The organism is Georgenia sp. TF02-10 (assembly GCF_022759505.1).
In the GTDB taxonomy this organism is placed as follows: Bacteria; Actinomycetota; Actinomycetes; order Actinomycetales; family Actinomycetaceae; genus TF02-10.
On sequence record NZ_CP094289.1, the window covers coordinates 2137755 to 2162000 of the forward strand.

Here is a 24246-nt window from a genome sequence, read left to right on the forward strand (position 1 = left end):
GCGGCTGGGCTACGGTGCCCAGGGTGAGCGCCAGCTTCGTCGTCCCCGCCCGGTTCTGCGGCCCGCCGCGCTCGGCCAACGGCGGCTGGGTCAGCGGTCATGCGGCGGCGCTGCTAGCGACCGGCGCCGACCGGCCGGCCGTGACCGTCCGCCTGCTCAGCCCGCCGCCCCTGGACCGGCCGATGCAGGTCCGGCGGGACGGGGACAACGTGGAGGTCCTGGCCGGGGACCGGCCGGTCCTCCAGGCCCGCCCCGCGCCGGCCCTCACCGGCGGCGTCCCGGGCCCGATCAGCTTCGCGGCCGCCGTCGCGGCCGGGGACTCCTTCCCGGGCCTGGTCGACCATCCCTTTCCCACCTGCTTCGTGTGCGGCACGGACCGGGTGCCGGGCGATGCTCTCGCCCTGCGTCCCGGGCCGGTGCCCGGCGGTGGCGCGGACGCGGCGGGCGGCGGCGGGGTCGACGACGGAAGAGGTCGCGACGGGGGCGACGGGGTTCTGCACGCGGCGGCCTGGGTGCCGACGGAGACGTCGACCGAGCTGGTCTGGGCGGCGCTGGACTGCCCGGGTGCCTGGGCGCTCGACGTCGGCGGCCGGCCCATGGTGCTCGGCACCATGACGGCGCAGGTGCTGGCGCTGCCCGTCCCCGGCGCCGAGCACGTGGTGCTCGGCTGGCGGCGCGGCGGGTCGGGCCGCAAGCACTTCAGCGGGACCGCCCTGTACACCGGGGACGGTCGCCTGCTCGCCCGGGCCGAGGCGGTGTGGATCCAGGTCGACCCGGCGGCGATCCTGCCGGCGGGAGAACCCGCTGCCGGGTGAGCCCTGGGCGGTCCCCCTGATCCACGGCCACGCCCACGGCCACTGCCCCCGGTCCACGGTTCACCGGTGACGTGCCACACCGAGGGGCTGCCAGGTGCCTGCAGGTCTCGTGCCGAGGGGCTGCACAGGTGCGGGCAGGTGTTAGACCGAGGACTCCGCCAGGTGTGGTGTCGTCCCGTCCCACCCGGCCAGGAGCCGGCGGACGAGGCCCGGCAGCTGGGTCGGGTAGACCACGGCACCACCGGCCAGCGCGGCCTCCAGGTCGTCCAGGTCCCACCAGCGCATCTCGTCCAGGACGTCCCGCTCGAGGTCCGTCCAGCCGTCGGTGGAGAGGTCACGGCCGGCGGAGACCCGGGCGAGGAAGAACTCCTCGTCCTGACGGCAGGTCACCCGCGCGAAGTCGAACACCGCGCTGCGGGTCAGCACCGGGCCGACCAGCTCGGCCGGTGCGACGACGAACCCGGTCTCCTCCAGCACCTCCCGGACGGCACCGGCGCGGGTGTCCTCCCCCGGGTCAATCCCGCCGCCAACGGTGAACCACCACGACCGGGTCGGGTCGCCGACGTCGTGGCCGCGGACCAGCATGATGCGGTCATCCTCGTCCAGGAGGATCACCCGGGCGGCCCGCCGGAAGGGCAGCCCGTCCGCGCCGGCCTGCCACTCCGGGCCGAGGCCGTAGGTGAGCGGGTCAGGCACGGCGTGCTCGCCGTCGGCGGCTCACCCAGCCGCGCTCCGCCAGGCGGTGCGGGACCGGGACGTCGTCGACGTTGATGCCGTGGTCCGCGGTTGACGCCCGTCCTCTGGAGGTCGCGCGAGGGATCGTCGAAAGACTGAGCACGGTCATCAGAGTACTCAGGGCATGTTGCCGAGACTGTCGCGTTGACCAGGCGTGAACTCCTGAGGGTCGCTCGAGCAGGCGGTGTCCACCCGCGCTAAGGTCGTCCCATCATCATCAGCCCGTCGCCGGAAGGTGCGGGCTGATTTCTGTTCAAGGAGCTCCATGTGGAGTACACGAAGCCCTGGCTCTCGGTGAGCAGCAGGTCCAGCGGCTGGCGAGTCGCGGGGGCGACGTCGGCGACGGTGACCATGCAGCGGCGCTCCTGAAGGCGGTCGGGTGCTACCGCCTCACCGGCTATCTCTACCCGCTCCGAGAGTCCGAGCAGTACATCCCGCTCGGCGAGTGTGTGAGGGGCGGGCAGGTCGGCCACGTTGATGCCATGGTCCAAGATTGCTGTCAGGCGATCACGCGGACGGGACACCGGGCAACACCGGCTTTCGCAATCCGAGCATCTGCGGTGACAAACGTCAGGTCGTGCGACTCGGCGACGGCGACGTATCCGGCGTCGTAGGCCGAGAGGTTTGCGCGCAGTTCCCACACTCGGGACACGTGCGGGCCGGTGGGGGCGACCGCGACCGTCACCGCCCTGAGCCACTCCACTGCCGCATCGGCGTCGGCCGGATCGATCTTGCCGCCAAGAGCCAATGCGCGGACGGTGCTGAGGAACTCGATCCTCCAGTGCTCCGGGACCAACCAATCCGGATCGCGTCGCATCGCTCGGGTCGCCCCGATGACACGGGAGTCAACATCCGGGTCACCGAACAGCAGGACCGCAACAGATGCGTCGGGAACGATCACGCCCCATCGCGCCCGGCGGCACGGGCCTCGAGGACGTCTTCGGCCGTGAAGCCCGACCGGCCACGCCGGGCGACGACCTCATCGATCAGCGCCCGGTTTCCAGCGAACGACGCCTCGCGGACGACCACCTCGCGAAGGTACATATTCAGCGACTGCCCGCGCTCTCGCGCGCGCTCGGCGAGCACGGCACGAACGTCGTCAGGCACATCGCGGATCTGCAGGTACGGCATGCACTAACAGTACACGCATTCTGCATGGGCCTGGCGTCGAGCGAAGTGCGACGCCGACCTGGTGCGGGCGAACAGCGTGGACGCCGACGACGCGCCGGGAACGACGTGCGGCGCGATCACCAGCCACGCTCGGCCAGGCGGTGCGGGACCGGGATGTCGTCGACGTTGATGCCGACCATGGCCTCGCCCAGGCCGCGGGAGACGTCGGCGATGACCGCCGGGTCGTCGTAGAAGGTGGTGGCGCGCACGATCGCGGCGGCGCGCTGGGCGGGGTTGCCGGACTTGAAGATGCCCGAGCCGACGAAGACGCCCTCGGCGCCGAGCTGCATCATCATCGCGGCGTCGGCCGGGGTGGCGATCCCGCCGGCGGTGAACAGGACCACCGGGAGCTTGCCCGCCTCGGCGACCTCCTTGACGAGCTCGTACGGCGCCTGGAGCTCCTTGGCGGCGACGTAGAGCTCGTCCTCGGGCAGGGACTGCAGGCGGCGGATCTCCTGGCGGATGGCGCGCATGTGGGTGGTCGCGTTGGAGACGTCGCCGGTGCCGGCCTCGCCCTTGGAGCGGATCATCGCCGCGCCCTCGGTGATGCGCCGCAGCGCCTCGCCCAGGTTGGTGGCACCGCAGACGAAGGGGACCGTGAAGCGCCACTTGTCGATGTGGTTGGCGTAGTCGGCGGGGGTCAGCACCTCGGACTCGTCGACGTAGTCCACGCCGAGGGCCTGGAGCACCTGCGCCTCGACGAAGTGGCCGATCCGGGCCTTGGCCATGACCGGGATGGAGACGGCGGAGATGATGCCGTCGATCATGTCCGGGTCGCTCATCCGGGAGACCCCGCCCTGGGCGCGGATGTCGGCCGGGACGCGCTCGAGGGCCATGACGGCGACGGCGCCCGCATCCTCGGCGATCTTCGCCTGCTCGGGGGTGACGACGTCCATGATGACGCCGCCCTTGAGCATCTCCGCCATCCCGCGCTTGACCCGGGCCGTGCCCTGCTTGGGGGCGCCGTTGGCGAACTCGTTCTCAGACACGTGGATCCTCGGGGTCGTGATGGGGGTGGCGGGAGCTCTGGACGCAACCATTCTAGTCGCGTCCGGCGGGTGTCGGGCTGGGGTGGAGAGGTCCTCGGCGGCCGACGGCGACCGGCCAGGTTCCGCCGTCTGCGCCGACTCGCGGCCCGCTGCGCCCCCGCCATCGGACGGTCAGCTCCCGACGCCGGCCGGCCAGGCTCCGCCGCCCGAGGCCGCGGACCGCCAGGCTGGGTCCCGCCGTCGCCGGCCGACGGGTAGGTGGGTCACGGCCCGGGGGCGAGGTCCTTCTCGAACAGCACCGCCGGCATCCCGGCGACGACCGTGGACCCAGTGCGCACGAACCCGAGCGAGGCGTACAGCGCCACGGCTGCCCGCTGCTGCTCCGTCGTGTCAAGGACGAGGCGACGGAAGCCGAGATCCACCGCGCGGTCCTCGAGCGCACGCGCGACCGCGCGGCCGACACCACGACCCTGCCAGCGCGGGAGCACGCGCATGCGCTTCACCTCGGCTGTGACGACGTCCACCGGGCGCAGTGCGCCCATCCCGACGACGACGGGTCCGAGCGTCGCGACGAGGAACTCGCCGCCGGCCTGCACGTACGCGGCCTCGACGTCCTCCAGGTCGTCGTCCCACCCGCCCGGGCCGGCGTGCGCACCAGCTGCCCACAGCGCGGCGTGGTGCAGGCGGATCACCTCCGGCACGTCGCGCTCGACGACTCGGCGCACCCTGGGCGTCGACGTATGCGGGGCGACCCGGCGCACGTCGCGGAGCAGCACCGCGTGGTCGACGGCGAGTGCGTCGTTGGCCACGCCGCCGTCCCCGGCCCGCAAGGGCCACCACCGCGCCTCAGCCCCGTTGCTCGCCGCACGCACCTGCGCTGGCTCGGGCAGGACCGCCAGGTGGAGGAGGCTCGCGTACCGACCGCGCGGGTCACGCCCCGGGTCTGTGTAGCACCCGAGCAGCACGAGGTCCTCCGGCCCGAGCACGACGCCCGTCTCCTCGGCGAGCTCCCGGCACGCGGCGTCGAGCGTCGGCTCGTCAGGGTCGACGGTGCCGCCAGGCAGTGCCCAGCGACCCTCCTGCGGCGGATCCGCGCTCCGGACCAGCAGCACGGTCCAGGCCGCACCCTCTCGTGCGAGCACGGCCACGTCGACGGTCAACGCCCAGACCACGCGGACGGGCTCCCGCTCAGTGCGAGCGGCCGACCCGGGAGGTGAACTCCTCCCGCGCCCGGGCCACCCGCTCCAGCAGCTCGGCCTCGTCCTGCCGGGCCCGCGGGTCGCGCCCGGACAGGGACCGCTGGCGCGCGTAGGCCAGCGCGCTCGCCGCCGACTGGAACTCGCGCATCGCTGCGGCGGCGTCCGGTCCCCCGGCGTCTGCCCAGCGACGGGCTGCGCGGCGCCCGGCCAAGGAGGTGAGCATGGTGACCTCGTAGGGGGCGAACCAACCGGCCTGGGCGTACTCGGTGAGGCGGTGGCCGATGGTGGCCCGTTCGTCGTTGCGCAGCCAGAGCACGAGGACGATCCCGGCGGCGAAGAGCGGGATCTCGAAGACCCAGTACAGGACGCCGTAGAGGGACAGCGCGGCGGAGGCGTTCCAGACCGCATGCAGGATGACCGCGCCGAACCAGCCGAGCGGGGCGAGGTACAGCCAGGACCACCGGCCGGCGCGCGAGGCGTAGCCCAGCGCGATCCCGATGCAGGCGGTGAAGGTGACGTGGGCGAACGGCCCGATGATCGCCCGGGAGAGGAAGACCTGCGGCAGGGTCTCCTGGTACTGGACGAAGTAGAGGATGTTCTCGGTGAAGGCGAAGCCGGCGGCCACCACGCCGGCGTAGACGATGCCGTCCACCGGGCCGTCGAAGGAGCGGCGGTGCAGCAGGAAGATCAGCAGCACCCCCAGGCCCTTGGCGCTCTCCTCCACGAGCGGTGCGCCGACGACGCTGCTCACCACCGAGGCGACCGTCGCGTCCCCGGTGCTCACGTACACCGAGGCGGTGATCAGCTCGTTGAAGATCAGGGCGACGGCGGTGGAGACTCCCACCCCCCAGACCAGTGCCGTGAGCAGCACCCAGCGAGGTTCTGGCTCCCACCGGTCCACCCAGCGCACGACCAGCAGCACCACGAGCAGGGGGATGAAGGCGAGGCCGCCGGCGACGGCAGTGGCGCTCGCGCCGCCCTCGGCCAGGACCAGGGAGAGCACCCAGACCAGGCCGGCCAGGCCGAGGGCGATGCCGAAGACCTCGAGGACGAGGACGGGGGTGCGACGCCGGGGGACCGGCCGCCAGCCGGGTCCCCCGGCCAGCATGGGGCCGCGCTCGGGAGCGGCCGGCACGGGGGCAGCCGCGGCCGCGTGCCACCCGGCGCCCGTCGCCGGGGCGGGGTGACCGGGGTTCGCCATGGCGCACACCCTATGGGTCGGTGCCGCTGCCGGCTCTCCGGCATGAGGCCGCTGCCGGCTCTCCGGCATGAGACCGCTGCCGGCTCTCCGGCATGAGACCGCTGCCGGCTCTCCGGCATGAGACCGCTGCCGGCTCTCCGGCATGAGACCGCTGCCGGCTCCGTCGAGGCCCGGGGGCCACGTGCCCGTCGTGCGCCGCTCGATCCGCTACCGCGCCTCCGGGCGGAGGACTGTCGGGCGACGTGCTCCGCGCGGGCCGGCGCCGGCACCCCCTGACCAGGATCCACTCCGGAGTGGAAAATGTGCCATATACGGCTGACATCCACTCCGGAGTGGATTTTGGTCACCAGAATCCGCTCCGGAGCCGATCGCAGTTACCCGGATCCACTCCGGAGCTGAAAATGCGTGCTACATGACGAGAATCGACTCCGGAGTCGATCCTGGTGACCGAGATCCACTCCGGAGGCGAGCACCGGCCAGGGCCGGCCACGGGCACCGACACGAACGGATTCAGCCAAGCCAGGTCGCGGCGCCGCCCGGTCAGACCTGGCGCCACCCACCCAGTCACGGCGCCGCCCGGTCACGCCACCGCGTCGTCCAGGTCCACCGGCTCGGGCAGCGGGGCGCGGCCGGCGAGGTGGAACAGCCGCACGACCGGGTTCGCGCGCACCCGCCGGGCCTCCCCCACGTGGGTGTTGTGGAAGCGGCGGGCGAGCTGGAGGCGGTAGCAGGCGCGCTCCAGGTCGGCCAGGGGCTGCGCGGAGCGCGGGTCGGCGGCCAGCGCGGCCCGCTCGGCGCTGTCCCCGAGCACCTCCCGCAGGGTGCGGCTCAGCTCGCTCTCCACCAGCCGGCGGTCCGGCCCGGGCCGGTCCTCGTCGAGGTCGGCGACGGCGGGTCCCTCGAGGTGGTCCCCCACCAGCGGGGCGGACGCGGCGTCGATCGCCCGCAGCGCGGCGTCGGCGACCACCAGGGCCTCGGCGGGCTCCAGCGCGCCGGACGCGGCCAGCTCCTGCGCGGCGGCCGCGCGGCGGAAGAGCTGGGTCTCGAGCGTGGCCCGGGAGCGGAGCACGGTCTTGTGCAGCCGGTCCACCCGGGACGCCTGCTGCAGCAGCAGGGCGGCGACGACGACGAGCACCACCACGACGCCGAGCAGCACCCACGCGGTGTCCCCCACCTACGCCTCCCCCGACCCGGTGGCGGCCCGCAGCAGCCCCATCGCGGTCCGGGTCCGCGGGTCCTCCCGCACCGGGGCGGCGGCGGTGGCCAGGACCGTCTCGTACACCGCGAGCACCTGGCCGGTCACCACCGACCAGTCGTAGCTGCGGGCCGCCCGGGCGCCGGCCTGCCGCACGGCGTCGCTGCCCGCAGGGTCGGTCAGCGCCGCGACCAGGGTGGCGGCCAGGCTGGCCGGGTCCCCCCGGCCGAACAGCCGGCCATACCGGCCGCCGTCGAGAACCGCCTGGAAGGCCGGCAGGTCGGCGGCGACGACGAGGGTGCCGGCGCTGAGCGCCTCGACGAGCACGATGCCGAAGCTCTCCCCCCCGGTCTGCGGGGCGACGTAGGCGTCGACCGAGGCGAACAGGCTGGCCTTCTCCGCGTCGGTGATCCCGCCGAGGAACTCCACCGCGTCGCCGTACCGGGCGAGCAGCGCCCGTTCCTCCGCCGCCTCCCCCCGGCCGGCGATGAGGAACCGGGCGCCGGGGACCTCGGCCAGGACCGGGCCGACGGCGGCGGCCAGCACGGGCAGCCCCTTGCGCGGCTCGTCCAGCCGGCCGAGGAAGGCGACGGTGGGCCGCTCGGGCGTGCCGACCCAGCGCGGGTCGGGCCGGGCGGCGGCGAAGGTGTCCACGTACACCCCGTTGGGGATGACGACGGCGTCCCCGCCCACGTGCTGCACCACCGTGCGGCGGGCCTCCTCGGACACGGCGATCCGGGCGGCGATCTTCTCGAACATCGGCACCACGACCGGGGAGATCGCCTGCAGGGCCCGGGAGCGTTCCATCGCGGAGTGGAAGGTGGCCACCACCGGCCCCTGCGCCGCCCACAGCGCCCGCATGCTCAGCGAGGGGTTGTACGGCTCGTGCAGGTGCAGGACGTCGAAGGCGCCCTCGTCCACCCACCGCCGGACCCGGGCGCCGACGACCGGGCCGAAGCTGAGCCGGGCGACCGAGCCGTTGTACGGGATCGCCAGGGCCCGGCCGGCGGGGACCACGTAGTCGGGCAGGTCGGTGCCCTCCTCGGCGGGGGCCAGGACGGAGACGCGGTGCCCCCGGCGGCGGAGCTCCTCGGCGAGGTCGCGGACGTGGAACTGCACCCCGCCGGGCACGTCGAAGGAGAAGGGGCAGACGATCCCGACGCGCATCAGGCCGTCCCGTCCCCGCGTGCGGGATCGGCGGTGCGGCCGACGGCGCCCGGTGCCGGTGGGGTGGCCGGGTCGCCGACGACGGCGCCCGGTGCCGGTGGGGTGGCCGGGTCGCCGACGACGCCGCCCGGGGCCGGTGGTGTGGCCGGGTCGCCGCTGCCGCCGCCCGGGGCCGGCCCGCCCGCCCGGTCACCGCTGCCGGCGGACGCGGCCGCCGGGGCCAGGCGCGCGGGGTCCAGGTCGGCGAGGAAGACCTTCTGCAGCATGTGCCAGTCGGTGGGGTGAGCGCGGACAAAGGCGCCGAGGAAGTCGACCCACCGCTGGGTGAGGTCGCCGACCGCGGGCCGCTCGCCGTCGGCGAGCAACGGCGCGGAGAATTCGACGACGATGCCCCAGCGGCTGCCCGCCGCCCGCTGGCGGGCACCGGTGAGCCGCTCGTGCCGGATGCCGACGGCGTACAGCGGGCGCGCGATCGCCAGCGCTAGGGCGGCCGGGCCGGCCGCCACCCGGGCCCGGTGCCCCGCGAGGTCGACGTCGACGCCGGTGCGGGACAGGTCCCGGTCGGCCAGCAGCGGGGTGATGAAGGTCTGGCCGCGGGCGCGGCGCAGCAGGGTGCGGAAGGTGGACCCGCCCTTCTCCAGCGGCACGATCGTCATGCCCAGGCCCTGCCGGAAGTCGAGGAACCCGCGGAAGAGCTCCTCCGGCTCCAGGTGCTCGGCGACGGTGAGCACCTCGCCGAGCTCGTAGCTGGCCCACGCCCCGGCCAGGTCCCAGTTCCCGGCGTGGCCGAGCGCGCAGACGACCGACCCCTCGGCCAGGTCCGCCCGCACCGGGTCGGCGCCGACGGTGCGGACCCGGGCGCGGATCTGGTCTGGGGTCAGCCGCGGCAGGCGGAAGACCTCGTAGTAGTAGCGCAGGTAGGACCGCATGCCGGCCCGGGAGAGGCGGCGCAGCGCGCGCCGGCCCAGCCCGGGCCGCAGCCGGGCGAGGTTGCGCTCGAGCTGGCGCACGCCGTCGCCGTGGGCCGCCCAGGCCACGTCCGCAGCGGCGGCGAACAGGGCCTGGCCGAGGGGCTCGGGCAGGTGGGCGACGGCGCCGTTCGCGAGGCCGAAGAGCCGGACGACGTCGAGCCTCACCGGCCCCGCCCCCCGGAGCCGCGGCCCGGCCCGCCGGGGACACGGCCGGCCCGGTCGGTCCGCCCACGGCCGGCCCGGTCGGTCCGCCCACGGCCGGCCCGGTCGGTGCGACCGCGGGTGGCCAGCCCCCGGCCCGCCGGGTCGGTCCGCCCGGGCCCCGCCGGGCTGCCGGCACCGCCCGGCCCCAGGGGAGCGTCGGGACCGTCAGCGCCGGCGTGGGCCTGCCGGTGCACGGTGACCATCCGCTGGCCGATGGTGACGGCGCTGGCGACGGCGAGCAGGGCCAGGGCCACGGTCAGGACGGCGACCGGCAGCCCGAGCCCCACCAGGAGGGTGGCGACCAGGACGACCAAGATCCGGTCCGCCCGCTCGGCCAGCCCGACGTCGGCGCGCATCCCCAGCCCCTCGGCGCGGGCCTTGGCGTACGGCACCACCGAGCCCAGCACCAGGCAGGCCAGCGCCAGGGCGGTCGTCACCGCCCCGACGGTGCCGGTGAGGTGGTGCACGGACCACAGCAGCAGCCCGGAGAAGATGGCGGCGTCGGAGATGCGGTCCAGGGTGGAGTCGAGGAAGGCGCCCCACCGGGAGGTCCGTCCGGTCAGCCGGGCCATCTGCCCGTCCAGGTTGTCCCCGAGCACCACTGCCCCGAGCACCAGGGCCCCGGCCGTGAGGTGCCCAGTGGGCAGCAGCGTCAGCGCCGCCACCGTGGTGGCCACGGTGCCGGCGACGGTGACGGCGTCGGGGCTGACGCCCAGCCGGACCAGCGCACGGGCCGCGGGCCCGAAGACCGCCCGGGCGAAGCCCCGGCCGCGGCGGCTCAGGACCACGGCGCCGCCTCCGCCGGGGCCTCGTCCGCCGGCGCCGCCTCCGCCGGGGCATTCGCCTCGCCGTCCGCCGGGGCCTCGTCCACAGCGGTGCCGCCACCCGGGCCCTCGTCCGGCCACGCCGCGGCCAGCAGCTCGCGGGTCTCGCCCAGCACCTGGGGCAGGGCCTTGGTGCGGGCGATGATGGGCAGGAAGTTCGCGTCCCCGCCCCACCGCGGCACGACGTGCTGGTGCAGGTGCGCGGCGATCCCCGCGCCGGCCACCGCGCCCTGGTTCATGCCCAGGTTGAACCCGTGCGGGGCCGAGACGGCGCGGGCCACGCGCATCGCGGTCGCGGTGGTCTCGCCGATCTCGGCCCGCTCCTCGGCGGAAAGGTCGGTGTAGTCCGGCACGTGCCGGTACGGGCAGACCAGCAGGTGGCCGGGGTTGTACGGGTAAAGGTTGAGCACCACGTACGCCGTGCGGCCGCGGTGGACGACCAGGGCGTCGGCGTCGTCGCGGCGCGGGGCGGAGCAGAACGGGCAGGCCTCCGCCCCGTCGTCGACGGGCTTGTCCTGCCCGCCGACGTACACCATCCGGTGCGGGGTCCACAGCCGCTGCAGCGCGTCCGGGACCCGGGGGTGGCCGGCCGCGTCCTCGACGGCGCCCGGCTGGTCCGCCGCCCGACCGGCGGGGTCCCCCGGGCCCGTCACACCTGCTCCCGCGCCGCGATCCGCGCCACGATCTCCTCCACCGCGTCCCCGACCGGCACCTTGTTCCGCTGGGAGCCGTCCCGGTAGCGGAAGGACACCGCGCCGGCCTCGACGTCCTCCCCGCCCGCGATGAGCACGAACGGCACCTTCTCCTTGGCGGCGTTGCGGATCTTCTTGCCGAACCGGTCGTCGGAGGTGTCCAGCTCGCAGCGCACCCCGCGGGCCCGCAGCTGGTCCAGGACCCCGCGCAGGTAGTCGTCGAAGACGTCCGCCACCGGCACCCCGACCACCTGCACCGGCGCGAGCCAGGCCGGGAACGCGCCGGCGTAGTGCTCGGTGAGGACGGCGAAGAACCGCTCAATGGAGCCGAACAGGGCCCGGTGGATCATCACCGGGCGCTGCCGGGAGCCGTCGGCGGCGGTGTACTCCAGGTCGAAGAGCTCGGGGAAGTTGAAGTCCAGCTGGATGGTGGACATCTGCCAGGTGCGGCCGATCGCGTCCCTGGCCTGCACCGAGATCTTCGGGCCGTAGAACGCCGCCCCGCCCGGGTCGGCGACGAGCTCCAGGCCGGTGGCCGCGCCGACCTCGGCCAGGGTCGCGGTGGCCTCCGCCCACGCCTCGTCCGAGCCGACGAACTTCTCCGGGTCCTTGGTGGAGAGCTCGAGGTAGAAGTCCTCCAGCCCGTAGTCCTTCAGCAGGCCCAGGACGAACCGCAGCGTGGTGGCGAGCTCGCCGGCCATCTGCTCGCGGGTGCAGTAGATGTGGGCGTCGTCCTGGGTGAAGCCGCGGGCCCGGGTCAGCCCGTGCACGACACCGGACTTCTCGTTGCGGTAGACGGTGCCGAACTCGAACAGCCGCAGCGGCAGGTCCCGGTAGGACCGCCCGCGGGAGCGGTAGACCAGGTTGTGCATCGGGCAGTTCATCGGCTTGAGGTAGTAGTCCTGGCCGGGCTTGCGCACGGTGCCGTCCGCGTCGACGACGGCGTCGAGCTGCATGGGCGGGAACATCGCGTCCCGGTACCAGTCCAGGTGCCCGGAGGTCTCGAAGAGCTGGCCCTTGGTGATGTGCGGGGTGCTGACGAAGGAGTACCCCTCCTCCAGGTGCCGGCGGCGGGAGTAGTTCTCCATCTCCATCCGGATGATCCCGCCCTTGGGGTGGAACACCGCCAGGCCGGAGCCGATCTCGTCGGGGAAGGAGAACAGGTCCAGCTCGGCGCCCAGGCGCCGGTGGTCGCGCCGCTCGGCCTCGGCGAGGCGCTCGGTGTAGGCCCTGAGCTCGTCCTTGCTCGGCCAGGCAGTGCCGTAGATCCGCTGGAGCTGGGGGTTCTTCTCGCTGCCCCGCCAGTAGGCGGCCGCGGAGCGCATGAGCGCGAAGCCGTTGCCGAGGAGCTTGGTGGAGGGCAGGTGCGGCCCGCGGCACAGGTCCTTCCAGGCCACCTCCCCGCCGCGCCGGACGTTGTCGTAGATGGTCAGCTCCCCGCCGCCGACCTCCACCTCGGCGCCCTCGGCGACCTCGCCGTCGGCGGACCCGCCGGGCCCCTTCAGCCCGATGAGCTCGAGCTTGTAGGGCTCGGCCGCGAGCTCGGCGCGGGCCTCGTCCTCGGTGACCACCCGCCGTCGGAAGGTCTGGCCCTCCTTGGCGATCCGGGCCATCACCTTCTCCAGCGCCCGGAGGTCCTCGGGGGTGAAGGGGGTGGCGACGTCGAAGTCGTAGTAGAAGCCGTCGGTGATCGGCGGGCCGATGCCGAGCTTGGCGTCCGGGTTGACCTGCTGCACCGCCTGGGCCAGGACGTGGGCGGCGGAGTGTCGCAGGATGGCCAGCCCGTCCGGGCTGCCCAGGGTGACCGGCTCGACGGCGGCCCGGTCCGGCAGCGTGGCCAGCTCGGTGCTCAGGTCCCGCAGCTCCCCGTCCACCCGGAGGGCGACGACGTCGGGCCGGCCGGGGAAGATGTCGGCGCCCGTGGACCCGGTGACCTGCTGCTCGACGCCGTCGATGATCAGGTGGTACTGGGCTGGCACGGTGGCTCCCGGGCTGGTGCGGAACAGGACCTAGCGATCCTACCGACGGCGACCTGCCGGCAGCGCCGACGCCGGGCCGGGTCGGTCGGGGACAGCCGGCAGTGACGAGCCGCGCGGGCACCGCCGACGTCGCGGGATGCACTCGGGCACAGCGAGCCGCTCCGGCGCCCCGCGCCGACAGGCATGGCTGCGTAGAATTCAAGCCTCCGCGACCGGAGGTCAGTCGTGCCGATCATCCGCCGGCTCAGCACCTGCCCAGCGACATTGGGGGTGCGGTGCGTGAACGAGTGTGCTCGTCTCGGAGACGACCTGCTCGAAGGCGAGCGCACGTGATGCGGCAGACAACGCTGACCCACGAGATTCCTCGCACCCTCATCGAGCTGCTCTACCTCCGGTCGGCGAGCGGTCTGGACGAGGGCGAGTTCCTGCGCCTCGGTGACCTTCCAGGTCTCAGCCAAGACGTCGACGTCGTCGCGCCTCGTCCCATCACTGCTACCGAGTGGATCCCCCTGTGGCGAGGTGAAGTCCGACGGCTGGGGACCCGTGGGGTCCACGACCCACATGAGGGCGAGGTCCACGCCCGCCTCCTCGCCGGGTCTTGAGCAGGAGGCGCTGCAGACCTGGATCATCGAGACCACCTCAGCCGCTACCGAACGCGCGTGATCGGGCCGGGTGGGAGGGCAGCGCTGGCAGTCGAAGCATCGGCGGCGATTGTCGCGGGCAGGACGATCGGGTTGTTGCCGCTCGCCGGCGAGTACATCGCTGTTCCGGGTCCCGCCCTGATCTTGGTGAGCGAATCAGTACGATGCGACACGAGACGGTACGCCACCCTGCTGGAAGGCCTCAGCGCCGAGTAGAGCACCGGTGATCGGCTCAGGTGAGCGTCGCGCGAGTACGACACCTTCGTCATCGAGTGCGAACGAGACCAACGATGGCCGGAGCTCTAGATACCGGAATGCCGGGGTTCGAGGATGCCATCCTTGGTGGGCGATACTGGGATCGAACCTGATACCTGTAGCCCGCTCACCTGCATCTTTGCTGCCTCTGGAACCTCCGTGGGCCCCTGGTGGGCCTACGTCTCGGATCGTTACCGAGCGCGAAGTCGCCGGACTGGTGTTCCCACGCACAGTGTGCGCTAGAACTGTTCCCAGTCTACCGCGGAGACTCGGACCGGTCAGAATTGATCCTACGACCCCTGGCGGATTCGGACGGATCCGAGTCGCCACCACGTGTCTCGGGAACTTGCGGATTCCCTTGTGATCACAGGGAACCGGACGGTTCACTCACTCTGAGTGTAGTTGGTTGGCGGGGGTCGCTAACGGTTGATTGCGATGGCTAAGCGGTAGGTCATGCCTTCCACCGAGCAGGCTTCGCCCGGCCGCCCTCGGGGCGGTAGACCCCCGCACACCGCTCCCCCGTCACCGCTCAAGCCGCACTGTCAGCCGACCTGCGGGTTTACCGAGCCCTTCGAAAGACGGTGCGGCGCGGCAGGGAGCTCGCAGCTCTCCTCACCTGACTCCCGCCGGTTTTCCAACCCCCGACCTTCTCGGAGGGGTTCGCAGTACTTGGCGCTCCGCGGAATCCTCTGGTCCGTCAGCCGATTCCTGCGTGGCTGACCTGCCGAACCGCAGCATATCAACAATCTTGACCTCGTCCGGAGCTCCGCCCGGGCGGTCGCCGCCAGTTCGCACTCGTCGTCAACGGTGGGCCAGAGGCCCGTGGAACACTCGCGGAATCGGCGCTCGCGTGGAATTTCGCGTGGAACCACTCGTTCGCACGGCGGACAGGTCGCAGCTTCGCTCGGGGCGCTACTGAAGCGCGCCGCACGCGCACGTCGCCGCGCCAGCACAACGGGCAAGACGAATGGCACCACCTCTCAGCCGACCACTGAGAGCAACAGACCAAGGACCGGCGACGCCGAGCCGACGACCGCCGACCAGAGGGTCTGAAGCGTCGAAAGATACAGCGTTCCCTTCCCCCGACGGCTGAGGGTCTCGTCCCGCCGCCCCCAGTCAAGGGTGTTTCGCGTCACTGTGTGATGCGCCTACGCCGCACCCCCGGCAAGGGGCGGTGGCACGCGAAGGGGGGCGGCTATCGGAGAAGGGAGAAGACCGGAGAGCAGAAGCGCTCACGCGCGGGGAGCTCAGCTCTAGTCGTCGATCGGTTCGATGAGCTGCGGGCCGTTGTTGCGAACGTTCCCGACCGCTTTGCCGACCGGGGGTGGCACCCAGGTGCGGCTCGGGGATAGCGGCGACCAGCTCTCGGAGATCGGCGAGATCCGTGATGCTCGAGTTGAGCCAGTCCGTCTCGAGACAGGGGGATGCGGGGTGTAGTCAGTGGAGGACTGGGCTGAGATCCGTCGGCTGCACCGGGCAGAGGGGATACCGATCATGGCGATCGCCAGGATGCTGGGGATCTCAAGGAACACCGTGCGCTCGGCGCTGTCGTCGACCGCACACCGAAGTACGAACGAAGACCGACCGGCTCGGCGGTCGACCTGTTCGAGCCGGCGATCCGGGATCTGTTGCGGGCCTATCCGCGGATGCCGGCGACGGCGATCGCCGAGCGGGTGGGCTGGCAGCGGGGCATGACGGTTTTCAGCGACCGGGTGCGCGAGCTGCGCCCGGCCCACCTGCCGCCCGACCCGGCCTCGCGCACGGCCTATGCGGCCGCGGAGCTGGCACAGTTCGACTTCTGGTTCCCGCCGGTGACCATCCCGGTCGGCTATGGCCAGCATCGCGAGGCCAAGCGGCTGCCGGTCATGACCATGGTCTGCGGCTACTCCCGCTGGGCAGCCGGGATGCTGATCCCCTCGCCCGACGCCCAGGACCTCCTGCTGCAGCAGCTGGGAGCGGTCCCACGCGCGCTGGTCTGAGACGGAGAGGGCGCGGTGGGACGCTGGCGCACCGCGCCAACCCGAACTCACTGCCGACTATCAGGCCTTCCGCGGGGTACTGGGCGCCAAGGTGGTGATCTGCAAACCGGCCGACCCGGAGGCAAGGACATAGTCGAGCGCCTGCACGACTACCTCGAGCGGCCCTTCCTGCCCGGGCGCAGGTTCAGCTCCCCGGCGGACTTCAAAGCCCAGCTGACCGGGTTCTTCGCCCGGGCCAACCGACGGCAGATGCGGGTGCTAAGCAGCGCCCCGGCCGACCGGCTGGCCGCCGACCTGGCCGCGATGCTCCCGCTGCCACCGGTTCCTCCGCAGGTCGGATGGCATCACTCGACGCGGCTGCCGCGCGATCACTACATCCGTCTGGACGCCAACGACTACTCGGTGCACCCCTCGGCGATCGGGCGACGGACCTACATCCACGCCAACCTGGACCGCATCTGGGCCACCTGCGAGGGAGCGATCGTGGCCGACCACGAACGCCTCTGGGCCCGCCACCAGACAACCACCGACTACAAGCACCTCGTGGCCGCGAAGCGGCTGCCGCCGCGGACGGGCCGACCTGCTGGCCCTACTCCCCGACGCGGCCACCGGTGAGGTCGTCGAGATCCGAGCACTGAGCGACTACGACGGCGCCCTGGGCCTGGTCGATGAGGAGGCCGGCTGATGGGCACCGCCCCCAGCACCGGGGAGGGACGCATCCGCGCCGCCCGCTTCCCGGCCCGCAAGTCCCTGGAGGACTTCGACTACGACCACGCCCGCGGCCTCAAACGCGAGACCATCGCCCACCTGGGCGCCCTGGACTTCGTCCTAGCCAAGGAGAACGTGATCCTGCTCGGCCCGCCGGGTACCGGCAAGACCCACCTGGCCCACCACCTCCCACTTGGAGGTCCTGGAGGCCGCCCCTCGTTGTCACCGCCGAGGCGCAGGCTGCCTGCTGACACCGGAGGCGCTCGCCTGGGACGCGGACCGTGGCCACTGGCAGCGGGTCCTTGGTTCGAGATCCCGCGTAGCCGCGTCCAAGTGCCCGTGGCGTGCCTATCGCGGTCACTGCCCGGGTCGAGTGGAAGCGCGACAGCATCGAGTTGCGGGCGAGGTCGCCGGGACGCTGGTCGCACGGATTCCGCTCGTTGATCTTCGCCAACGGCTCCGGTAGACGATCCTCGACCGGGGCACAGCGTCGGCATCTGGAACGGTCTGAAGAATCCGTTCGCCATCGCGTCAGTACCAAACGACAGAACCGGTCGAGACCTGCACAGCACCGATGCCAATGATCGCACCGAACATGAGGACCAACATCGCCGCGTGGGTCAATCACCGTCGGCCCCGTACCAAGGTTAACGCCATAGCGACGGACAACGCGTAGACCACTGTGTCGGTGAGCGTCCACGTCACCGCGGCAGGTCCGGATAGATCGCGGGGCAGACGGCTTACCTGTTACAGCTGGCCGACGTCGACGGCTCCCTGTTCCTGGAGCCAGGTGAGGGGGTTCACCGTGGAGAGCTGGTCGTCGGTGTGGACCTCAAGATGCAGGTGCGGGCCGGTGGAGTTCCCGTTGTTACCCACCCCCGCGATCACCTGGCCCGCTTCGACGGCTTGCCCGGGCTCGACGTAGAGGCCAGAGGCGTACATGTGGTTGTACCAGGTGTACACCATCTGATCCTCGATCTCGTGCTCGATGATGATGAGCATGCTCGACCGGCCCGCGCGTCCCTGCCCGACATAGGTCACGACGCCGTCGGCGACGGCGTGGATAGGGGTACCCAGGGGCGCTGCCAGGTCGACGCCGTAATGGAACTGCGCGCCCCCGCCGAACGGGTTCTGCCGCGCGCCATACCTCGAGGTGATCCGGTAATTGCCTTCGGCCAACGGCATGACAACCCGTTGGCGTGCAGGCACTAGCGCCGCGGCCATGCCATTGGCGGTGGGGCTGCCGTCTGCCGCTAGGAGTGACCGCTCTGCGGCGCGCGAGGCTCGGACCGCCGCCGCCATCTCTCGCTCGGCGGGCCGATCGAGTATTGCCGAAGTAGCACTGGCCGACTCCAGCGCGAAACGGTCCGCTGCACCGTGAAGAGCATCCAGGGCACTTATCTCCGCAGGCACAACGACGGCATCGGGGATGACCACCTCGGCCTGGGGGGATGACACGCTCACTGGAGCAGCCACGAATGCCACAGCACCCAAAGCCGAGGCAAGTGACGTCAGCGCACCGCGCCGCCGAACGGGCCGGCGACGAGTACGCAGGTCCTTCCTGCGTACTCGCTGTGGCGGCTCGGACCTCACGGCCTGCGCACGACTCGTGTCGGAACCGCGGTGCAGGTCCCGCCTGCGCGGATGCTCGACCGCCACTGCGGCGCCTGCCGCCCCTCCAGTCACCTGCTGGCTCGCCTGGCGCAACTCACGACGAGTAGGACGCAGTCCCTGCGCTGGCATGTGAGGCACGCTCAAGAAGCTCCTTCTGCGGACACAGCACGGCCGCAGAAGGCCGGGCAAGATCTCACGGGCGGTTCAGTCTGAGCACCACGTTACGTTCGGTTCAGCGCCCGAAGTGACAACCTCCCGATCTCTTCATTGAACCTTCACTTCGGTGTCGTAGTCCGCCCACGCCGCAAACCTGGTGACACCGCAACTGATTCTCGCCACCGAGACGAAGGAGCCACGCGACAGGAACCGAAAACGAGCGTCACACACGGTGGCGGGCGCTGGATGCGCGAGTCGTCGCCCGCTACCGGGACCGCTGGTCCATCACCACCACCGACCCTCTTGGGCCACAGGTGGAGGAAGGTCTCAGGGGGACGATTACAGCGCCGCAGGCGCGGCGCTAACCACGATGCGGGCCGCCACACGTGACGGGCGAGTCCTCGTCACGGCGTCGGAGCATAAGCATGAACCCGAGCTCGCTTCTGCGGAGCGCCTCGCCCAAGCTCGCGAGAGGCTCTCCCCGGCGACAGCAGCAGGGCCGTTAACGTCGGCGGGACCACCCGCCCACCCGCGGTGCCCCCAGCCGCGGCGGTCGCCAGCTGTAACCCACCGATGGCTCGTCGGGACCGCCTGGCTGGCCCTTGAAGCGCGGGATGAGCAGCCATCAGGCTTGCGACTTTCCCGGGTTTGTGGACAGATTCGCAGTGGTTTTTAGGTCGCTTCGCGCGTAGTTTCGGCATGAAATCCAATGTGGTTGCCACGCACGCCGACGCCACCAGGCTCGACATCCACGACCTGGTGCGGATACTCAACGAGAACGTGGGCACCTCGGTCGTGCAGGCGATGACCGGCACCAAAGACCGGGGCCAGCCCGCCAGGTGGCCCGCCCCGACGGCCCCGAGCCGCGTCTGAAGACCGTCAACCAGCTGCGACTGGGCTACCGCGTCTGGCACCTTATGGCGCAGGCGGAAGGGCCTGACGTCGCCCTGACCTGGCTGGTAGGCGCCAACCCGCGCCTCGGGGAGACGACCCCCGTTTCCGCGGTGCGCGACCTCAAGAGCGCCGAGGTCATCGGCGCCGCCTTGGCCTTCATCGACGGCTCCCCGGCGGCGTGAGCACCGCTCCACGTGCCCGGGTTTGTCCCCGCACCGGGGCTCTATCTCGTTCCGCACGCCGGACAGGACGGGTGTCGCGTCGCCCAGGAGCGTTACACCCGCTCGGGCGAGATCCTGGCCGTGCGCGTCAACGAGCACGTCGGACCGCTCCCTGCGGAGCTGCCCGACCGGCGCGGCCGCGCTTCGACACCATCGGGCGCACCGTCTATTTCGCCGAGCGGGCCACCACCGCGTTTCTCTAGGACTTCCGGGCCGCCCGAGTCGCCCTGCAGGCCCGACGCTGACGCCATCGGCATGAGCGTGGAGGACTACATCACCGCGGTCCGCGATCAGGCCGTAGCCAACGGCCGCGAACACCCGTGGGCGTCAGCTCGGCGGGAGTGTGGCGCTCGTCGCGCTCCACGCCTCTCGCCGTTCGAGCTGCGGTAGCAGTTCGGGGATGGGGACGTGCGGACGACTTCTGGGAGGCAGCCGCGCAGGCCCTGGCTCCCGCGTGGTAGTCCCTCGGTTTTCAGCGGCTCGGTGGGCACCTCTTCGCGCTCGACCCGGCCACGACCCCGCGCTGGACCACGCGATGGCCGCCTTCGGCGCGCAGCTCAACGCTGCATAACCCCAGCGCGCCGGCTGCCTTGCTCTCGGAGCGGTATCCGGCTCCCATCACCAGGTCATCCACCACGGTAACGGCGTAATAGCGGCGTTACCTGCCCCCGGGCAGTGCGATTGGAGGCTGGCTTTCGCTAATGAAAACGTGATTGACGTCGATAGAAGCAGTAGGCGACGAACGGAGCATCGATGGACGGGATCCTCGCCATCTCTCAGCGCATGGCACAGATCGAGGCGACCCTCAGCCTGATCTCGGTCCCGCGCGTACGGCCAGGCGCAGGCTCTGGCACGGCATTCTCCGAGGTCCTTGCCAGCGCCGTCGCCGACACTGCCCCGACTTCGGCTGCCGGCACCTCCAACCTTGGAGGGTCTCGGTTCCAGGTCAACGCTGACGGCGTGCCGGTCGATCTCGCGGCCTACGGCAACGGCCGCATCCCCCGTGAGGCTCTCGAACCGGTGGGCGCCACCGGCCACCGACTCTGGGCGCCCGCCGCCCAGTCGTTCGAGAGGCTCCTGTCGGCAGCTGCGGCCGAGGGCGTAGCCATCGGCGTCACCGACTCCTACCGCTCCTACGACGTGCAGGTCGACGTCGTGCGGCGCAAGGGCCTGTACTCGCAGGGCGGCCTGGGCGCCAAGCCGGGCACTAGCCAGCACGGCTGGGGAATGGCCGTGGACCTGGACCTGGACGCATCAGCGCAGGCATGGATGCGCACAAACGCCGCACGGTTCGGGTTCGTCGAGGACACCCCGCGCGAGCCCTGGCACTGGGCGTTCCAACCCTCCTGACGCTGGGACATGCACCCGGGCGCGAGAGCAGCCGTGATGCTCACGCCCTGTCGCGTCTGGTGTCCAGGGCAACTCGCGCGTCGAGTAGCTGCCCTGGCAGGCGCTTGTGCCGCGAGCCTGGTACCGATGGCCACGCCGGCTGTGAGAATGAGGGACATGACTTCGGCCCCTACTGATGTGAACCTGCCCCGCGTGCTCGTCGTCGATGACGAAGCCCCACTGGCCCGACTGGTCGCCGGCTACCTGGAACGGCACGGCTTCGAGGTTCAGGTCACCGGGGACGGCAGCGACGCGATCGCCCGGGCCCGGCAGTGGCACCCGGGCGTGATCGTCCTCGACCTCGGGCTCCCCGGCGCCGACGGCATCGAGGTCTGCCGCACCGTGCGCACGTTCTCCGACTGCTACATCATCATGCTCACCGCCCGCGTGGAGGAGGTCGACAAGCTCATCGGGCTCTCGGTCGGCGCCGATGACTACGTCACCAAGCCCTTCAGCCCACGCGAGCTCGTCGCCCGGGTGCGGGCCATGCTGCGCCGCCCACGCCAGGACACCGGGCCGCACGGCGCCGGCGCGTCGTTCGGGCCCTTGAGCATCGACCTCTTGGGCCGCGAGGCGTTCGTCGACGGGGAGCCCGTGGCGCTGACCCGCACCGAGTTCGACGTCCTCGCGGCCCTGGCGTCCCGCCCCAACATGGCCTTCTCCCGCCGTCAGCTCATCGAGACGGTGTGGGGACCGGGCTGGGTGGGTGATGAGCACCTCGTCGACGTCCACATCGCGCACCTGCGGCGCAAACTCGGTGACGACGCCTCCGCGCCCAAGTTCGTCAGGACAGTGCGCGGCGTGGGGTATCGGATGGGCGCCGGGCAGTGAGTCCCGCACCGCGCCGCCGGTGGGGCCTCGGCGCCCGGCTTCTCGCGGCGATCGTCGCCGTCATCCTCGTCGCGGCTGGCACCGCGTGGGCGGTCGCCTCGGCCATCGGCCCGGAGATCTTCCACGACCACATGCTCATGGCCCAGCCCTCCGACTCCTCGGTCATCACCCACGCCGAGGAGGCCTTCACCACGGCCTGGACACTCTCGCTGTCCCTGGCGCTGCTCGCCGCCCTCCTCACCTCGGTCGTCGTGAGCGTCTTCCTCACTCGGCGCATCGCCAGGTCACTCGAGCGGGTGCGGCAGGCCGCCGCCCAGGTCGCCAGCGGTGACTACGCCGCCCGCGTCCCCGAGATCCACATGGGCACCGAGTTCGACGACCTCGCCGGCGCGTTCAACACCATGGCCGCCGACCTCGGTGAGATCGAACAGACCCGCACCCGGATGCTCGGCGACCTCGCCCACGAGATGCGCACCCCGGTCGCCACGCTCGACGGCTACCTCGAGGGCATCCTCGACGGTGTCGTAGCGGCCGACGAACCAACCCTGGGGATGCTCCGCGAGCAGGCCGCGCGCCTGGCCCGCCTCGCCCAGGACATCACCCTGGTCACCGCCGCCGGAGAAGGACGCCTGAGCATGCACTGGCAGCCCCTCAAGGTCGGTGCGCTGATCGAGGACGCCGCCGCGCAGGCCGCCGCCATGTTCACCGACGAGGGCGTCGAGCTGAGGGTCGAGGCCACCGAGGAGGCCCGCCAGACGGTGCTCACGGCCGACCCCGACCGGCTCGGGCAGGTGCTGACCAACCTGCTGGACAACGCCGTGCGACACACCCCCCACGGCGGCCGGGTGCAGCTCGGCGCACAGCGCACCGGGTCCACGCTGCGCCTGTCGGTGCGCGACAGCGGCAGCGGGATCGCTGCCGAGCACCTGCCGCACCTCTTCGAGCGCTTCTACCGCGCCGACGCGGCCCGGGACCGCGCCCATGGCGGGTCAGGGATCGGGCTCGCCATCGTCCACTCCATCGTCCTCGCCCACGGCGGCACTGTGACCGTGGCCAGCGCCGGCCCAGGCCACGGCGCTGTCTTCACCGTCGAGCTGCCCGTCGACGCGGGGCACCGGCCGCAGCCCCGCTCAGCCTGACGGCGTGGTCTTCCTTGGCAGCTGTCTGCTCTACCAGCTCGTGGGCCGATCGAGTCTCGTCCCGTGCCTCGACGCCGGGGAAGAGAGCCCTGATGGCCCACACGCCAAGGGTAATGAAGACTAGGCAGATCGTGAGAAGCAGTATCCAAACGTCGATGTCCATGACGAGTCCTCCCTTTCCCGAGGCGATCACCTGACGGGTTCAGGCACGCCCGGCTCGAGGGCCACGTGATCTGCAGAGCGTTGTTGAGTGCCGCTGCGAACGATCAGGACGACGCCGACGGCGATGCTGAGCAGCGCCCACAGCTGGGGTTGGGTCAGGCCAAGGACCACCGGATCGTTGATCCGCAGGAACTCCACCAGGAAACGCGACAGGCCTGACAGGCCCAGATACGCCCCGAAGACGGCCAATGGCGCCCACCGCCGGACAAGTACCACCAGGACTGCGGCGATAACCGCTGCGAGGATCGCTTCATACAGCGGGGTGGGATGGACGGGCACATCGGTGGCGACCACGCCCGAGGGGAAGGCCATCCCCCACGGCAGGTCGGTGGGACGCCCGTAGGTTCCATCACCACTGACGAAGCAGCCCAGGCGGCCGATGCCGTAGGCCACCGTCAGGGGTACGGCGACTGCCCCAGCGACGACGTCGACCGGCAGCTGGTGGCGCCGGATGACGACCAGGGCCGCAATGACGCCCCCCACCAGGCCTCCGTACCAGGTGAAGCCCATCCCGCCCAGGTCGTGCATGGTGATGGCGGGGTACTGCTCGAGCAGGTAGTAGACCTTCGCGCCGACGAACCCCCAGACCGTGGCCCACAGCACCAGCGCGTGGGCGGAGTCCTTCTTCAGGCCCCGCCGTTCGAAGGCACGACCCAGCAGCCACGCAGCAACCAGGGCAGCGGCCGCCTTGCTCACTCCGTAACTTTGAACATCGATCCCCAGGATCGTGAACAACACCGGACGCACGCTCTCCCCAATCCTCGCGGGACGCATCGCCAGGTCAGCCGGCGGCGTCTTTCACACCACGATGACCAAAGTTCACGAAGAAGGCGTGCGCCGTTGGATGAAGGTTTGCTTAAGGCAGTGACCGCACGCGTCCGATAGCAGGAGTCGCCCAGAAGCCCTTCGCTGGGAGAGACCTCAACAGGGGGATCTGGCCGTGGCCTGGTGCACCGTTCCCCCACGTCCCCAGCCGCGCACCACGGTCTTCATGGATTCTTCATCATCCCTCCGGTGGAACGGACACAACCCGGTGGTTGGGTAGTACCCATACCC

At 71.6% G+C, this 24246-nt stretch carries 23 protein-coding genes and 1 pseudogene; 9 read left to right on the forward strand and 15 right to left on the reverse strand.

Annotated elements, in window-relative coordinates:
* Nucleotides 1–23: 23 nt before the first annotated feature.
* Nucleotides 24–815, forward strand: a complete 792-nt coding sequence (locus MF406_RS09610; RefSeq protein ID WP_242892475.1) for a hypothetical protein — start codon at nucleotides 24–26, stop codon at nucleotides 813–815.
* A gap of 141 nt (nucleotides 816–956) precedes the next feature.
* Here MF406_RS09610 and MF406_RS09615 read toward each other — a convergent pair whose 3' ends face one another.
* The 13 genes from MF406_RS09615 to thrS form a co-directional block, all read right to left on the reverse strand.
* On the reverse strand, nucleotides 957–1511 hold the full coding sequence (locus tag MF406_RS09615) for an NUDIX hydrolase (RefSeq protein ID WP_242892477.1): 555 nt from the start codon (nucleotides 1509–1511) through the stop codon (nucleotides 957–959).
* Nucleotides 1512–1747: 236 nt separating this feature from the next.
* Complete coding sequence (locus tag MF406_RS09620; protein ID WP_242892480.1) at nucleotides 1748–2023, reverse strand: hypothetical protein; 276 nt, start codon at nucleotides 2021–2023, stop codon at nucleotides 1748–1750.
* Between the two features lie 26 nt (nucleotides 2024–2049).
* Nucleotides 2050–2451: a type II toxin-antitoxin system VapC family toxin gene (locus MF406_RS09625; RefSeq protein WP_242892482.1), complete on the reverse strand. Its 402-nt coding sequence runs from the start codon at nucleotides 2449–2451 to the stop codon at nucleotides 2050–2052.
* Nucleotides 2448–2681, reverse strand: a complete 234-nt coding sequence (locus MF406_RS09630; protein WP_242892485.1) for a hypothetical protein — start codon at nucleotides 2679–2681, stop codon at nucleotides 2448–2450. Before MF406_RS09630 ends, MF406_RS09625 begins: the two co-directional genes overlap by 4 nt.
* 116 nt (nucleotides 2682–2797) lie before the next feature.
* Nucleotides 2798–3760: a pyridoxal 5'-phosphate synthase lyase subunit PdxS gene (gene pdxS / locus MF406_RS09635; protein ID WP_371744454.1), complete on the reverse strand. Its 963-nt coding sequence runs from the start codon at nucleotides 3758–3760 to the stop codon at nucleotides 2798–2800.
* 212 nt (nucleotides 3761–3972) lie between these two features.
* On the reverse strand, nucleotides 3973–4881 hold the full coding sequence (locus MF406_RS09640) for a GNAT family N-acetyltransferase (RefSeq protein WP_256463884.1): 909 nt from the start codon (nucleotides 4879–4881) through the stop codon (nucleotides 3973–3975).
* 16 nt (nucleotides 4882–4897) lie between these two features.
* Nucleotides 4898–6109: a PrsW family intramembrane metalloprotease gene (locus MF406_RS09645; protein ID WP_242892490.1), complete on the reverse strand. Its 1212-nt coding sequence runs from the start codon at nucleotides 6107–6109 to the stop codon at nucleotides 4898–4900.
* Between the two features lie 580 nt (nucleotides 6110–6689).
* Nucleotides 6690–7283: a hypothetical protein gene (locus tag MF406_RS09650; protein WP_242892491.1), complete on the reverse strand. Its 594-nt coding sequence runs from the start codon at nucleotides 7281–7283 to the stop codon at nucleotides 6690–6692.
* Nucleotides 7284–8471, reverse strand: coding sequence for a glycosyltransferase family 4 protein (locus MF406_RS09655; protein ID WP_242892493.1), 1188 nt, complete (start codon nucleotides 8469–8471; stop codon nucleotides 7284–7286).
* Complete coding sequence (locus tag MF406_RS09660) at nucleotides 8471–9607, reverse strand: phosphatidylinositol mannoside acyltransferase (protein WP_371744455.1); 1137 nt, start codon at nucleotides 9605–9607, stop codon at nucleotides 8471–8473. Before MF406_RS09660 ends, MF406_RS09655 begins: the two co-directional genes overlap by 1 nt.
* On the reverse strand, nucleotides 9604–10434 hold the full coding sequence (gene pgsA / locus MF406_RS09665; RefSeq protein WP_371744456.1) for a phosphatidylinositol phosphate synthase: 831 nt from the start codon (nucleotides 10432–10434) through the stop codon (nucleotides 9604–9606). Before pgsA ends, MF406_RS09660 begins: the two co-directional genes overlap by 4 nt.
* The gene (locus MF406_RS09670) at nucleotides 10425–11123 is read right to left on the reverse strand and encodes an HIT domain-containing protein (protein ID WP_371744457.1); all 699 of its coding nucleotides are present in this window, start codon (nucleotides 11121–11123) and stop codon (nucleotides 10425–10427) included. The genes pgsA and MF406_RS09670 overlap by 10 nt, the downstream gene beginning before the upstream one ends.
* Nucleotides 11120–13141 carry a threonine--tRNA ligase gene (gene thrS, locus MF406_RS09675; RefSeq protein ID WP_242892495.1) on the reverse strand — a complete coding sequence of 674 codons (2022 nt, stop codon included), beginning with the start codon at nucleotides 13139–13141 and terminating at the stop codon, nucleotides 11120–11122. The genes MF406_RS09670 and thrS overlap by 4 nt, the downstream gene beginning before the upstream one ends.
* A gap of 329 nt (nucleotides 13142–13470) precedes the next feature.
* On the opposite strand from thrS, the gene MF406_RS09680 reads away from it, so the two are divergent.
* The 3 genes and pseudogenes from MF406_RS09680 (at nucleotide 13471) to MF406_RS18885 (ending at nucleotide 17168) form a co-directional block, all read left to right on the forward strand.
* Nucleotides 13471–13743 (forward strand): hypothetical protein, encoded by a 273-nt coding sequence (locus tag MF406_RS09680; RefSeq protein ID WP_242892497.1) that lies wholly within the window; start codon nucleotides 13471–13473, stop codon nucleotides 13741–13743.
* Between the two features lie 1734 nt (nucleotides 13744–15477).
* A pseudogene (istA, locus tag MF406_RS09685) lies at nucleotides 15478–16701 on the forward strand (IS21 family transposase).
* Nucleotides 16701–17168 carry an ATP-binding protein gene (locus MF406_RS18885; RefSeq protein ID WP_305852948.1) on the forward strand — a complete coding sequence of 156 codons (468 nt, stop codon included), beginning with the start codon at nucleotides 16701–16703 and terminating at the stop codon, nucleotides 17166–17168. Before istA ends, MF406_RS18885 begins: the two are co-directional and overlap by 1 nt.
* A gap of 303 nt (nucleotides 17169–17471) precedes the next feature.
* Here the strand turns inward: MF406_RS18885 and MF406_RS09695 are convergent, their stop codons facing one another.
* Entirely contained in the window at nucleotides 17472–17903 is a 432-nt protein-coding gene (locus MF406_RS09695; RefSeq protein ID WP_242892499.1) for a M23 family metallopeptidase, read from the reverse strand.
* A 1290-nt stretch (nucleotides 17904–19193) separates the two neighbouring features.
* Here MF406_RS09695 and MF406_RS09700 point away from each other — a divergent pair.
* From MF406_RS09700 to MF406_RS09720, 5 genes are all read left to right on the forward strand, one after another.
* Complete coding sequence (locus tag MF406_RS09700; RefSeq protein WP_242892500.1) at nucleotides 19194–19367, forward strand: hypothetical protein; 174 nt, start codon at nucleotides 19194–19196, stop codon at nucleotides 19365–19367.
* Entirely contained in the window at nucleotides 19334–19570 is a 237-nt protein-coding gene (locus MF406_RS09705; protein ID WP_242892502.1) for a hypothetical protein, read from the forward strand. Before MF406_RS09700 ends, MF406_RS09705 begins: the two co-directional genes overlap by 34 nt.
* A 999-nt stretch (nucleotides 19571–20569) precedes the next feature.
* Nucleotides 20570–20959, forward strand: coding sequence for a D-alanyl-D-alanine carboxypeptidase family protein (locus MF406_RS09710; RefSeq protein WP_242892505.1), 390 nt, complete (start codon nucleotides 20570–20572; stop codon nucleotides 20957–20959).
* Between the two features lie 156 nt (nucleotides 20960–21115).
* Nucleotides 21116–21829, forward strand: coding sequence for a response regulator transcription factor (locus MF406_RS09715; RefSeq protein WP_242892508.1), 714 nt, complete (start codon nucleotides 21116–21118; stop codon nucleotides 21827–21829).
* Nucleotides 21826–22968: a cell wall metabolism sensor histidine kinase WalK gene (locus MF406_RS09720; protein WP_242892511.1), complete on the forward strand. Its 1143-nt coding sequence runs from the start codon at nucleotides 21826–21828 to the stop codon at nucleotides 22966–22968. The genes MF406_RS09715 and MF406_RS09720 overlap by 4 nt, the downstream gene beginning before the upstream one ends.
* Nucleotides 22969–23157: 189 nt before the next feature.
* Here the strand turns inward: MF406_RS09720 and MF406_RS09725 are convergent, their stop codons facing one another.
* Entirely contained in the window at nucleotides 23158–23928 is a 771-nt protein-coding gene (locus tag MF406_RS09725; RefSeq protein WP_242892514.1) for a prolipoprotein diacylglyceryl transferase, read from the reverse strand.
* Nucleotides 23929–24246: the final 318 nt, after the last annotated feature.

Excerpts from the sequence above, each read along its gene's own strand:
- MF406_RS18885 (WP_305852948.1), top strand. The coding sequence starts at position 16,701 with ATGGGCACCGCCCCCAGCACCGGGGAGGGACGCATCCGCGCCGCCCGC.
- MF406_RS09645 (WP_242892490.1), bottom strand. The coding sequence starts at position 6,109 with ATGGCGAACCCCGGTCACCCCGCCCCGGCGACGGGCGCCGGGTGGCAC.
- pdxS (WP_371744454.1), bottom strand. The coding sequence starts at position 3,760 with ATGGTTGCGTCCAGAGCTCCCGCCACCCCCATCACGACCCCGAGGATC.
- MF406_RS09655 (WP_242892493.1), bottom strand. The coding sequence starts at position 8,471 with ATGCGCGTCGGGATCGTCTGCCCCTTCTCCTTCGACGTGCCCGGCGGG.
- MF406_RS09630 (WP_242892485.1), bottom strand. The coding sequence starts at position 2,681 with ATGCCGTACCTGCAGATCCGCGATGTGCCTGACGACGTTCGTGCCGTG.
- MF406_RS09715 (WP_242892508.1), top strand. The coding sequence starts at position 21,116 with ATGACTTCGGCCCCTACTGATGTGAACCTGCCCCGCGTGCTCGTCGTC.
- MF406_RS09700 (WP_242892500.1), top strand. The coding sequence starts at position 19,194 with ATGAAATCCAATGTGGTTGCCACGCACGCCGACGCCACCAGGCTCGAC.